We start from the raw sequence: 12,413 nt of genomic DNA, 5'->3' as shown, positions 1-12,413 counted from the left end.
CATACGCATATCTAATTCTAAATCGGAACTACAAGGTAGGCTGTTGTTATCTTGTTTATGCCGAGAATAAATTAGATTAACTATAGTATTAACCATTCATGGTGATTTATACAAACAATAATATTTTTTTACAAAGAAAGTAGCATTTTTGCTACAATATTTACTTTTGATTTAGGCATACTAATCTTAGGATAATTTTATGCAAAATCGGAATTGAAATTGAAAGGATGAAGAAAATGAGTTTACTTACTGAGTGGAGAGAATACGCTTATGCGGAAAATATGGATGAAAAAGAAGAGGAAAAACTTTGGCTTAATTATTTTACCGTAGAAAAAGGTATTTACGAAAAACTATTAGCAAATCCAGATGAAGTAGTTGAAGGAACTGTTCAAGAATTAGCAGATAAATATGGCGCTTCCTTACAGCATATGGTTGGTTTCTTAGATGGTATTAATGAAAGTTTGGTAACACCAAATCCAATTGAAGAAATGACAGCAGATACAAAGGTTAGTCTTAAATTTGACAAAGAAAAGCTATACTATAACATGGTAGAAGCAAACGCTTCTTGGTTATTTGAGCTACCAGCTTGGAAGAATATCTTATCTGACGGTCGTAGAAAAGAATTATATTTAAAACAAAAGAAATCTAATACAATCGTTAAAGAGAAAAAAGTAGGAAGAAATGATCCTTGTCCATGTGGCAGCGGTAAAAAATATAAATTCTGCTGTGGCAAATAATAAAATAGAATAAATTTATCTTAAAATAAAAAAGGAAGGATGCAGAGTCTTTAGGAAACTGCTCCTTCTATTTTACGTTATAGGATTTAATCCTATAACGTAAAAGCGCTCCGATTAGGATACGCACTCACGCAATTTGCAATATGTCACCAAGGTGACTGTGCTTGTTTATCGTGTTTGAACTTAGTTATTATTCATCTCCTCAAATTGAAATATGTAAAATAATACGAAATAATAGTCTTATGGACACAGGCTAAAAAGAACCTTCGCGTTCTTGTTTGTACAATAAATAATCCGCATAATTTTTCAGTTCTTGTGCGCTTTCCAAATCAAGTTGTTGATATACATTAAAAAATTCAACAATATCTTTGTCTAACACTTCTCCACCAACTGGTAGATATGCATCAGAAATTCCCAATAAATAATCACAAGAGACGTCGAAGTATTTTGATAATGAAATTAATTTATCAAAAGATGGTTCATTACGTCTTGATTCATAGTTTGATACAGCGGTTGGCTTTAGACCTAAAATATCAGCTAACTCACTTTGAGTTAATTTATGTTTTTGTCTTAATTGTTTTAAACGTATGTTAAAGTTCATGTGCCCTCCATTCAATTTCATTAGTTATCTTCATATATAAGGCATTATATAACAAAATTTGGGAAAATGTCAAGATAAACAGAATTTTGATTCAAGAAAATCAAAAGAATAGTTCATAAAACGTGAATATTAAGATATTTATCATAACTTGTTACATTTTACAATATTATTTGCATGTTTTGCAAAGCATTAAATGAATTAATTTTAAAAAGAGAAACCCAATAAATACAAGGATTTGAATGTCGTTGACAAATGATTTTCCTTGAATTAAGATAGAAATTGGAAAAGTTTGATAGTTATATGAATGAGAGGATACGATGTTGATAGGTAATGAAAGTGATTTTAATACCAATTACAATTGTTTTGATGAGTGCTTAGAAGCAATCCTTTTGTTTGATGAAGCTGGAGTCATTGTATATAGCAATAAAGCTGCAAAAACCGAATTGGGAGACCTATGTGAAATTGGATGTAATGACATTTTATGTGTGTTTCCAAAGGTATTTCAAAGAAATGCGAAGCAGCTACAATTATTAGAGCAAGACTTGCTGCAAAAAGAAGAGAATTGTACATATTATGAGACAGTAGCATATCGAAGCAACCAAACCTGCTGTCCAGTACGACTAAAAGTTGTTATGCAACCAGAGAAGATTAGCTGCACTGGAATTTGTTATGCAATTGATATTTCGAAAGAAATACAAGCAATCAAAAGAGAAAATTCAACAAAAAAGGAACTAAATAAAGCAATCAACATTAAGAACGAATTTCTTGCGAATATTACTCATGAACTTCGAACGCCGATCAATGGAATACAGGGCCTTGCCAATAATTTACTTGAAACAAATTTATCATCCATGCAATTAGAACATATTCAAATAATATTAAGAAGTTGCGATCATATGTCTAAAATGGTGAATGATATTCTTGATTTTAGTAAGATAACAGCTGGAAAGTTAATCCTAGAGAAAAGAGAATTTGATTTTGAAGAATTTATGCATCATGTATTATCCATGCATAGTACTGCTGTTCAAGATAAAGGTTTGAGACTGGTTTTAAACATGGGGAATGATATTCCTAAAAAAGTAATTGGAGATGAACTACGTCTTGGTCAAATATTAAATAATTTATTATCCAATGCAATTAAATTTACGTCCATCGGTCAGATAACCATTGAGGTTATGAATACCTTACAAAAGGATTCAGAAGTTGAGTTATTCTTTTTCGTGGTTGATAGTGGAATAGGTATCTCAAAAGATGATATGGACAAACTATTTATAAGTTTCTCTCAAGTAGACGGGTCAATCACTAGACGTTTTGGTGGAACTGGCTTAGGACTTGTTATTAGTAAGCGCTTAGTTGAGCTTATGGGAGGAAATATTCATGTAAATAGCGTGAAAGGTAAAGGAAGTACATTTTCATTCTCAGTACGTTTAGGAATTAATAAGAATGTAGCTGAAAAAAAGAATAATAAAAATGAATCAAGACAATTTTTGGTAGATGAAGACGGAAGGTTTTCGAATTTAGGGTATACAAAGGGGAGTATGCTTCTAAGTGATTTACATTTTCATACGGAAACTGAAGTAGATGATTCTAAGGAAGAACGTATGCGTGGTGTAAAAGAAATCATAGAAAAATTAAGCTTATGCATCGAATTAGGGAATTGGGAAAAGGCAGAAAATTTTGCTGGTGTTATTAAAAGTTTATTTTTGGAAAACGAGCAAGAAGAGCGTAAGAGAGCTTTTCGATTAGAACTTGCTATTCGTAAAGAAGATTATGATAACACAATGAAAAGAATGGAAGAATTGCAACATTTGCTGTCATATTAGGGGGAAATAATGATTACACAAGATACTATCCGAGATGAAATAAACGTATTAATAGTAGATGATATTATTGCAAATTTAACAGTACTTGCAGAAATGATAAAGAAAGCAGGCTTTATGGCAAGACCGGTAACAAGCGTGATACAAGCTCTTGAAGCAATTGAAATCTATGAACCACAATTAATATTGCTTGATATTTCAATGCCTGATATGGATGGTTTTGATTTATGTGAAATGCTAAAAAGTAGTACGAAAACAAGAGACATACCAATCATATTTATTTCTGCAATGAACTCTACGGTTGATAAAGTAAAAGGTTTTAAACTAGGTGCTGTAGATTTTATAACAAAACCTTTTGAACTAGATGAAGTAATATTAAGAGTAAGTACTCATATTAAAATATATCGTATGCAACACGAACTTGAAAGTTATAATAATAAATTGCAAAGATTATTAAGTGAGCAACATAATACGATGATGATGGAGTACCGCAATATGTTTCTTACTATGGCAAAGCTAGCGGAAGCTAGGGAAAAAACGGATGAATTGCATTTTATAAATATAGCAAAAAAATGCCGTATATTAGCTATGAGTCTACAACTTTCCGATTATTTTGAAGATAAGATTAGTGATGAGTTCATTAATTTAATTGAGTTGGCTGCGCCATTGCATGATATTGGTAAAATCACACTACCAGACAACGTTTTATGTAAAAAGGATCAATTGACAGAAGAAGAAATGGATATAATAAAGAAACATCCAAGTAATGGATCAGAGATTCTAAAAAGCGTTAATAAACTAAAAGAGCATAGTGATTTATTCGAATTAGCAGCTGAAATCGCAAACTTCCACCATGAAAAATGGGATGGTAGTGGTTATCCAGAAGGTCTTAAAGGTGAAGAAATACCAATTAGTGCAAGAATAATGGCTATTGTGGATTCTTATGAGGCACTAACAAGTAAGACATGCTACCATGAGCCATACTCTCATGAGGAAAGTATGAAAATAATTATCGATGAAGCTGGTAAAAGCTTTGATCCAGAGATTGTAGAAATTTTTACTAAAATTCAAAAGCAAATCATAGGTGATAAATCTTTATAATACGATACCCTTGTGAATTCGTGAAAAAAAGGATGACTTTATGAGAAAGAAAGATATGAAACTTAACTTTAGTTCCCAAAAGAAGAAACGAAGATATTCAGAATCTTTTATAAAAGTCAGTAGAGTGAGCAAGCGTTTTAAACTTTTTTTACTTGTAATTGTGTTTGCTTTTATAACTGGCATTACCACTTATATAATTGCGAATGAAAAACAAAATAATGATACTTTCCCAAAAAAGAGTGAGGAACATCAGCGGGAGGATTCTATCATAGAGCAAGGACAAAAACAATTCATCATTGGTCCCTATGGAATTAACGGAGATTTCGTTGAGGAATTAAACGAGATAGAAGAGGAAGAAACAGCGGATGTTTGGATGAACGGCTTTATAGAGACTCGTATTCCTACAAAAGTAAAAGGAATCTATGTTACCGCTTCAAAAGCGAATAGTACCATTGATGATTTAATATCTCTTGTTGATGAAACAGAGCTAAATACTATGGTCATCGATGTGAAAGATGATGAAGGAAGAATAACATTTTTAATGGATGATCAAATGGCAAAAGAAATAAAAGCCACTAAGGCTTATATTTCAGATATTGATGGGTTGATTAAAAAGTTAAAAGAAAAAAACATATATTTAATTGCACGAGTTGTAGCATTTAAAGATCCATTATTAGCGAAGGAAAAACCTGAATTAGCCCTGAAAAAAAAGGATGGAACTTTTTTTTTAGATAAGGATGGTTTGGCTTGGGTTAATCCATATAAGAAAGAAGTGTGGGATTATTTAGTAGGAGTTGCAACACAGTGTGCAGAAGTTGGATTCGATGAGGTAAATTTTGATTATATCCGATTTTCAACAGATAGTAGTATGAAGCAAGTAGATTTTGGAGAAGAAGCATTAAACAAAACGAAAATAGAAACAATCACTGAATTTGTAAAATATGCCTGTACAAAGTTACGTGCAAAAAAAATCTTTGTATCTGCTGATGTCTATGGAGCAATAATAAATAGTTCTGTAGATGCTAAAATAGTCGGTCAAAGCTATCTAGAAATGTCGAGATATTTAGATTATATATGCCCAATGATTTATCCCTCTCATTATGGAAATGGATCTTATGGTATTGACTATCCTGATACACAACCTTATGAACTGATTCTGGGGGCCCTTGGCTCTTCTAAAAATGTTTTGAAGGGGATTTCAGAAGGAGAGCATAAGGCAGTTGTTCGGCCATGGTTACAAGATTTTACCGCCTCTTGGTTAAAACATTATATTAAATATGGCGGAAAAGAAGTAAGAGAACAAATAGAAGCCGTATATGAGTCTGGTTATGAAGAATGGCTTTTGTGGAATGGTGCTATGAATTATACACAAGAAGCTTTAATGACAGAAGCAGAGGCGCAAAAAGCTATGAAGAATCGTGAATTACAAAACGAAACTACAGAAACTATTGAGGAAGAAGTAATTCCATCAAAGCCACCAAATATCGAACAGTTTATTACATCACCATGGAAGGTGGATAATTAAATAAATATGATTTGGGTTCCAAATTCTACTATATTTTATAGGCGTTTATATAGCACTACTTATTTTGTCGTAGAAGTTGGCACCCTAATCGTAAAATAAAAAATAAATAATCATAGAAAAAGGCTTGGCATTAAAATTTATTTATAGGAAAAAATATTTTGATAGATAGATTTGCTAACATCTACTTTATTCATTGTGTAAAGATGAATTCCAGAAACCCCTTGAGATAATAAATCAAGAATTTGTAGAATTGCAAAATCGATTCCAGCTTTCTTAAAATCTGAAGGATTATCTTGGTATTTCTCAAAGATTCGTTTTAATTTTAAAGGTACATATGCATTGGACATCTCTATCGTTGTTTTTATTTGTTTTATTGAAGTAATAGGCATAATACCAGCGATAATTGGAACTTTGATATTCACAGTTTCAGTTTTATCTAGAAATTCATATAATCTAGAATTTTCAAAAAATAACTGAGTTATTAAAAAGTCAGTCCCCGCATCTACTTTTTCTTTTAAATGAAGGATGTCCTCCTCCATTGTTTTTGCCTCCACATGTTTTTCAGGATAACAAGCACCAGCGATACAAAAGTTATTATTTTTCAAGCGAATGTCTGAAATCATGTCGGATGCATAGGTATATTTACGTCGAAGAAAATCCTCTAGTGCCATATCCTTTGGCTTATCCCCACGAAGAGCTAATATATTTTCAATTCCCATAATTTTCAAGTTATCTAATGATTCCATAAGATTTGACTCATCTAATGTTGTACAAGTAAGATGGGCTAGGGAATCGATACCTAGGTCATTCTTTATGTAGCTTGCAATTTCAGCGGTCTTTTTAGAATTACTGCCACCTGCGCCATAGGTTACACTAATAAAATCTGGCTGGATTTCAACTAGTTCTTCAAGTGTTTTATAAATACCTTGGAATTCCTCTTCTTTATTTGGAGGGAATACTTCGATTGAAATCGTCTTCTTTTTCTTTGCTAAAGTATCTTTAATCATTATTCTACCTTGCCTTTCTTACTGTTATCGTTATTTAACTGAATAATTAAATATTATTATAACAAAATAAATAGGTAGTAACAATATTGACAAAAACTCGAAAAATGCAAATTGCAACCCAATAATTTCAATGATATAATTATGCTAATTCTAATTGACTTAAAAAAATAAAAAGTTACATGCAAGATATCCAAAAAAAATGGGTATAGATTAATGTGCATGTTCGAAGGAGGCTGTAGTCTTGACAGATGAAGAGATACTTACTCTGATTTGTAAGAAAAATGAACTCGGTTTGTCGATGATGGCAGAGAAGTATGAAAAATTGCTTATTTATATAGCTACAGGTATATTAGGAAATCACGTTAGAGATATAGAGGAATGTGTAAATGATACATATCTTAAATTTTGGCGAAATGCAGAAAGTTATGATATGAATCAAGCCTCACTTCCTACATATTTGAAAGTGATCGTACGAAATACAGCAATAAATAAATTACGAGATTTAAAAAGACATGAAGATAAATTATATGTAGAGGATGTTTCGGACATAGCAAATGCAGTAACAGATCATAATCAGAACATTGAAAATCAAATGGTTCGTAAAGAGAATGTGAAAAAGTTGAATGCAGTCATTGCTAGCTTACCTGAGAAAGATAGAGAATTAGTCATTAGAAAGTACTTTTATTTGCAATCTTCTAAAATCATAGGAAAAGCGATGAATATGACGGTGACAGCGGTAGACAGTAGATTATCACGTCTTAGAACTAAGGTGAAAAATGTATTTGATGATATGGAGTACCAAGAAAGGGGGAAACGAAGTGATCGATAGTGTATTAATTGATTTAATGGGCGATATTGATATCGCACTGCTAGAAAATAACTTTTTAGAAGAAGATTTGCTTAGACAACAAAATACCTTTACTGCATATGTAAAAAAGCGGATTAATAAAAACAAAAATCGTAAGTTTGAAATTTCTGATTCACTTAGAGTCGCTATTATGGAACAGAATGAACGTAATGAAATGCCAGAAATCCGAGAAAAGATTGAGATTAAAGTAGAAAAAATTAAGAATAGGTTTAGATTTATGATGCAGATTGTGTCATGGATAGCCGCTATGGTGGTACTTTTGGTAAGCGTCATTCTTATTTTAATAAAGAAAAAAAGCAATGCAAAATTGCTTCATAAAAAAATACAGGCAACATGGTAGGCCAACATTAAGAAAATAAAACAATAAAAAGGAGAACATAACATGCTAGAAAAAATGAAATCAATTATTGCTGAACAATTAAATATTGGAGAGGAGACAATTGCATTAAGCTCATCTCTAAAAGATGATTTGGGAGCCGATTCATTAGATTTATTTGAACTTGTTATGGCACTTGAAGAAGAATTTGAAACTGAGATACCTACAGAAGATTTAACAAACATAGATACAGTAGAAGACATTGTAAACTACTTAAAATCTAAAGGAATAGAAGAATAAATAAATATACGAAAAGAAAAAGGGGAGTGTTCTAGAGGCAAGAGGAAAGTGCAAAAAGCATGAAATGCCTTTGGGATACTCTCCTATTTAAAAGAGACTAAGTTAAAAATATAACTATTAGAAAGGCCTGCCATATCACAGTTTGTTATATGACTGCTGATTAAGATTACTCTTAATTTATGGCAGCTAAAATGGGTATAAAGATGAGTAAAATTGCTTTTATATTCCCTGGGCAGGGATCACAATATGTTGGAATGGGAAAGGATTTTTATGAAAACTTTCCTGAAAGTAAAGAAGTTTATGATAAAGCTAGTAAACTTCTAGGCATTGATATGGTTAAACTTTGCCATGAAGAAAATGAAGATTTAAACATTACTGAGTATACACAGGCAGCTATGATTACAACCATTGGAGCAATGCTAGCCCATATCAAAACATTAGGTATTGTTCCTGATGTATGTGCAGGATTAAGTTTAGGTGAATATGCAGCACTTGTGGCAAGTGAGGTTATGAGCTTAGAAGATGCGATTTCCTTAGTAAGAAAAAGAGGAATTCTTATGCAAGAGGCAGTACCACAAGGTCAGGGGGCTATGGCAGCAGTACTTTCCCTGGATATGGATACTGTACTTGATGTTTGTAATCAAACAGAAGGCGTTGTAGGAATTGCAAATTATAATTGTCCAGGGCAGTTAGTCATATCTGGAGAGAAGGCTGCAGTTGAGAAAGCAAGTGAAAGCTTATTACATGCAGGAGCAAAGAGAGTAATACCACTAAATGTAAGTGGACCATTTCACTCTCCATTGTTAAAAGAAGCAGGAAATAAGTTATTTGAGGAATTAAAACAAGTAGAGGTTGCAAAACCAAAGATTCCTTATGTTGCTAATACAACAGCATCCATGATTACAAGTGAAGAAGGAATTAAAGAAATATTAGCAACCCAGGTATCTTCATCTGTACGCTGGCAGCAAAGTATTGAATTAATGATTTCAGAAGGCGTGGATACTTTTATTGAAATAGGACCAGGTAAGACATTATCCTCTTTTGTAAAGAAAATAGATAAGTCTAAAAATGTTATCAATATTGATACAGTGGCGGATTTAGAAAAGTTAAAAAGTCTTTGTTAAACAAGTTTCGTTGATGAAACATATATAAGGTTCATAGTAAGAAACCATTGGAAGGGGTAAGCGTGAAAGAAATGTTAAAAGATAAAGTTGCAATTGTAACTGGAGCAAGTAGAGGAATCGGAAGAGAAATTGCTATTACACTTGCAAAATATGGTGCAAAGGTAGTCGTAAATTACTGCGGATCCAAAGAAAAAGCAGAAGAAGTTGTAGAACTTATTAAAGCTGAAGGCGGAATAGCGTCTGTTTACCAAGGCGATGTAGCAGATTCTGAAGCAATGAAGCAGATGTTTGCAGATGTTTTAAAAGAATATGGTTCAATCGATATTTTAGTAAACAATGCAGGTATTACTAGAGATAATTTAATTCTTAAAATGTCAGATGAGGAATTCAATGATGTTATTGACACAAATTTAAAAGGTGTTTACTACTGCTTAAAACAAGTTAGTAAGATTATGTTAAAACAAAGAAGTGGCAGAATCATTAACATTTCCTCCATTGCTGGTGTAATTGGTAATGCAGGTCAAATCAACTATTCTGCATCAAAAGCAGGTGTAATTGGTATGACAAAAGCTCTTGCAAGAGAATTAGGATCTAGAGGGATTACGGTAAATGCAGTTGCTCCTGGTTTTATTAAAACAGATATGACAGATAAATTACCAGATGCACTTAAAGATACTTATGTAAATCAAATTCCATTAAAGAGATTTGGTGAAGTTTCTGATATTGCGGAAACAGTTGCTTTCTTAGCATCAGATAAAGCAGCATACATTACTGGTCAAACCATTAGTGTAGATGGCGGAATGCAAATGTAGCAAAGAAAATTATTGAGCTGATTAAAATCAGTACGGAGGTAAAAATGAAACGAGTTGTAGTAACTGGAATGGGCATTATTTCAGCACTTGGACATGATATAGATACTTTTTGGGATAACATTAAAAAAGGTACCGTTGCAATCGATGAGATTACACGTTTTGATACAACGGAGTATAAAGTTAAATTAGCAGCAGAGATTAAGGAGTTTGATCCTGCGCAATTTATGGATGCAAAAGCTGCGAAACGTATGGAATTATTTTGCCAATATGCGGTTGCAGCAGCCGGACAGGCAATTAAGAATGCCAATCTTGATCTTGAAACAGAAGATACAACAAGAATTGGTGTATCCATTGGTTCAGGCATTGGTAGTTTACAAGCGATTGAAAGAGAGCATGCGAAGTTACTAGAAAAAGGACCGAAAAGAATTAACCCATTATTAGTTCCATTAATGATTGCCAACATGGCAGCAGGTAATGTTTCTATTGCATATGGATTAAAAGGTAAGAGTACGAACATTGTAACTGCTTGTGCAACTGGAACTCATTCCATTGGTGATGCAATGCGCTATATTCAATGTAATGAAGCAGACGTTATGCTTGCTGGTGGTACAGAAGCTGCAATTACGCCACTTTCTATCGCTGGATTTAGTTCATTAACTGCTTTAACTCAGGCAACAGATAAGACTCGTGCTTCAATTCCATTTGACAAAGAAAGAAGTGGCTTTGTTATGGGTGAAGGTGCTGGTGTTGTAGTACTTGAATCCTATGAACATGCTGTTGCAAGAGGAGCTACAATTTTAGCTGAAATCGTTGGTTATGGTGCTACTAGTGATGCATATCATATTACTTCTCCTTGTGAGGATGGAGACGGAGCAGCAAGAGCAATGGAATTTGCAATGAATGAAGCTGGTATTCGCCCAGAAGAGGTTGATTATATCAACGCACATGGAACAAGTACTCATCATAATGATTTAGGAGAGACACTTGCAATTAAAAAAGCATTTGGTGATCATGCATATAATTTAAGTATTAACTCGACAAAATCAATGATTGGACATTTGCTTGGAGCTGCAGGTGCAGTAGAGTTTATTGTTAGTGTGAAGAGTGTAATGGAAAACTTTATCCATGCAACTGCTGGATATCAAGTACCGGATGAAGAGCTTGACTTAGATTATACTAAGGAGGCTAGAACAGATAAAGTTGTAAATTATGCGATTAGTAATTCGTTAGGATTTGGCGGACATAACGCAAGTCTTTTAATTAAAAAAGTACAGTAAGTATGCTGCAAAAGGCGGCGGAATGGAAGGAAATATGGAAATAAAAGATATTCTTACATTAATTGATGCTGTCTCAAAGTCAAGATTAAGCGCCTTTACTTATGAAGATGGGGAAACAAAATTAAGCTTTGAGGCAAAATGCGAAGGGGAAATTACAATGATTCCAAATCAAGAATTTCCACTTACAAGAATTCAAAATAATATAGTAGAAGAACCAAAAGAAGAGTGTTGTAATATAATAACTTCTCCAATGGTAGGTACTTTTTACGCATCTGGTGTAGAAGATGGAGAGCCATTTATTACAGTTGGTGAAACGATAAAGAAGGGGCAAGTAATTGGAATCGTTGAGGCAATGAAACTAATGAATGAAATTGAATCACCATTTGATGGTGTAGTGGAAGCTATATTAGTTGAAAACAAGGCAATGGTAGGCTTTGGAGATCAGCTAGTAAAAGTTCGCCCATTATAGAACAAAGGAGAAAAAAGATATGTTAACAATTGAAGAAATTATGAAAATTATTCCACATCGTAGCCCATTTTTACTTATAGATCGTATTGAAGAGTTAGTTCCTGGGGTGAGAGCAATTGGTAAAAAATGTGTTAGCTATAATGAACCATTTTTTGCAGGACATTTTCCACAAGAACCTGTTATGCCAGGTGTTTTAATTATTGAAGCTCTTGCCCAAGTAGGAGCGGTTATTTGTTTATCAGTAAAAGAAAACATTGGAAAAACAGCTTATTTTGGAGCAATAAACAAAGCAAGATTTCGTAATAAGGTAGTTCCAGGGGATGTTTTAACATTAGAAGTTGAATTGATTAAAAATAAAGGACCAGTAGGTGTAGCACATGCAAAAGCATATGAAGATGATAAAGTATATGCGGAAGCAGAAATCACATTTGTGATTGGTTAAAGAAGAGAGGTCAT

The 12,413-nt window shown here is 33.0% G+C and carries 14 protein-coding genes; 12 read left to right on the top strand and 2 right to left on the bottom strand.

Going from position 1 to position 12,413, the window contains the following annotated elements; all coding sequences use genetic code 11:
• The first annotated feature begins 236 nt into the window (after positions 1-236).
• Entirely contained in the window at positions 237-737 is a 501-nt protein-coding gene (locus BN4220_RS07805; protein WP_066715320.1) for an SEC-C metal-binding domain-containing protein, read from the top strand.
• A 253-nt stretch (positions 738-990) separates the two neighbouring features.
• Here the strand turns inward: BN4220_RS07805 and BN4220_RS07800 are convergent, their stop codons facing one another.
• Positions 991-1,338 carry a helix-turn-helix domain-containing protein gene (locus BN4220_RS07800; protein WP_066715319.1) on the bottom strand — a complete coding sequence of 116 codons (348 nt, stop codon included), beginning with the start codon at positions 1,336-1,338 and terminating at the stop codon, positions 991-993.
• A 317-nt stretch (positions 1,339-1,655) separates the two neighbouring features.
• On the opposite strand from BN4220_RS07800, the gene BN4220_RS07795 reads away from it, so the two are divergent.
• From BN4220_RS07795 to BN4220_RS07785, 3 genes are read left to right on the top strand one after another with little or no spacing between them, the layout of a single operon-like run.
• The gene (locus BN4220_RS07795; protein WP_066715318.1) at positions 1,656-3,161 is read left to right on the top strand and encodes an ATP-binding protein; all 1,506 of its coding nucleotides are present in this window, start codon (positions 1,656-1,658) and stop codon (positions 3,159-3,161) included.
• A 9-nt stretch (positions 3,162-3,170) separates the two neighbouring features.
• Positions 3,171-4,259, top strand: coding sequence for an HD domain-containing phosphohydrolase (locus tag BN4220_RS07790; RefSeq protein WP_066715317.1), 1,089 nt, complete (start codon positions 3,171-3,173; stop codon positions 4,257-4,259).
• 40 nt (positions 4,260-4,299) lie between these two features.
• Positions 4,300-5,784, top strand: a complete 1,485-nt coding sequence (locus BN4220_RS07785) for a putative glycoside hydrolase (RefSeq protein WP_066715316.1) — start codon at positions 4,300-4,302, stop codon at positions 5,782-5,784.
• A gap of 137 nt (positions 5,785-5,921) precedes the next feature.
• Here BN4220_RS07785 and metF read toward each other — a convergent pair whose 3' ends face one another.
• A complete protein-coding gene (gene metF, locus BN4220_RS07780) occupies positions 5,922-6,791 on the bottom strand; it encodes a methylenetetrahydrofolate reductase [NAD(P)H] (RefSeq protein ID WP_066715315.1) in 870 nt (289 codons plus the stop codon).
• A 241-nt stretch (positions 6,792-7,032) separates the two neighbouring features.
• On the opposite strand from metF, the gene BN4220_RS07775 reads away from it, so the two are divergent.
• From BN4220_RS07775 to fabZ, 8 genes are all read left to right on the top strand, one after another.
• Positions 7,033-7,620, top strand: coding sequence for an RNA polymerase sigma factor (locus tag BN4220_RS07775; RefSeq protein ID WP_066715314.1), 588 nt, complete (start codon positions 7,033-7,035; stop codon positions 7,618-7,620).
• A complete protein-coding gene (locus BN4220_RS07770) occupies positions 7,610-7,999 on the top strand; it encodes a hypothetical protein (RefSeq protein ID WP_066715313.1) in 390 nt (129 codons plus the stop codon). The genes BN4220_RS07775 and BN4220_RS07770 overlap by 11 nt, the downstream gene beginning before the upstream one ends.
• Before the next feature lie 42 nt (positions 8,000-8,041).
• A complete protein-coding gene (acpP, locus tag BN4220_RS07765) occupies positions 8,042-8,275 on the top strand; it encodes an acyl carrier protein (RefSeq protein ID WP_066715312.1) in 234 nt (77 codons plus the stop codon).
• Between the two features lie 203 nt (positions 8,276-8,478).
• Positions 8,479-9,399 (top strand): ACP S-malonyltransferase, encoded by a 921-nt coding sequence (gene fabD, locus BN4220_RS07760; RefSeq protein WP_066715462.1) that lies wholly within the window; start codon positions 8,479-8,481, stop codon positions 9,397-9,399.
• A 71-nt stretch (positions 9,400-9,470) separates the two neighbouring features.
• Positions 9,471-10,211, top strand: a complete 741-nt coding sequence (fabG, locus tag BN4220_RS07755) for a 3-oxoacyl-[acyl-carrier-protein] reductase (RefSeq protein ID WP_066715461.1) — start codon at positions 9,471-9,473, stop codon at positions 10,209-10,211.
• Positions 10,212-10,255: 44 nt separating this feature from the next.
• Complete coding sequence (fabF, locus tag BN4220_RS07750; RefSeq protein ID WP_066715311.1) at positions 10,256-11,488, top strand: beta-ketoacyl-ACP synthase II; 1,233 nt, start codon at positions 10,256-10,258, stop codon at positions 11,486-11,488.
• A gap of 34 nt (positions 11,489-11,522) precedes the next feature.
• Positions 11,523-11,957, top strand: coding sequence for an acetyl-CoA carboxylase biotin carboxyl carrier protein (locus BN4220_RS07745; RefSeq protein ID WP_148401707.1), 435 nt, complete (start codon positions 11,523-11,525; stop codon positions 11,955-11,957).
• A gap of 19 nt (positions 11,958-11,976) precedes the next feature.
• Complete coding sequence (gene fabZ, locus BN4220_RS07740; protein ID WP_066715309.1) at positions 11,977-12,399, top strand: 3-hydroxyacyl-ACP dehydratase FabZ; 423 nt, start codon at positions 11,977-11,979, stop codon at positions 12,397-12,399.
• Positions 12,400-12,413 lie beyond the last annotated feature (14 nt).

Origin of the sequence: Clostridium sp. Marseille-P299 (genome assembly GCF_900078195.1) — a bacterium.
GTDB lineage: Bacteria > Bacillota > Clostridia > Lachnospirales > Lachnospiraceae > Lachnoclostridium.
Note: the sequence above shows the minus strand (reverse complement) of the source record. Positions and strands in the feature narration are given on the sequence as shown.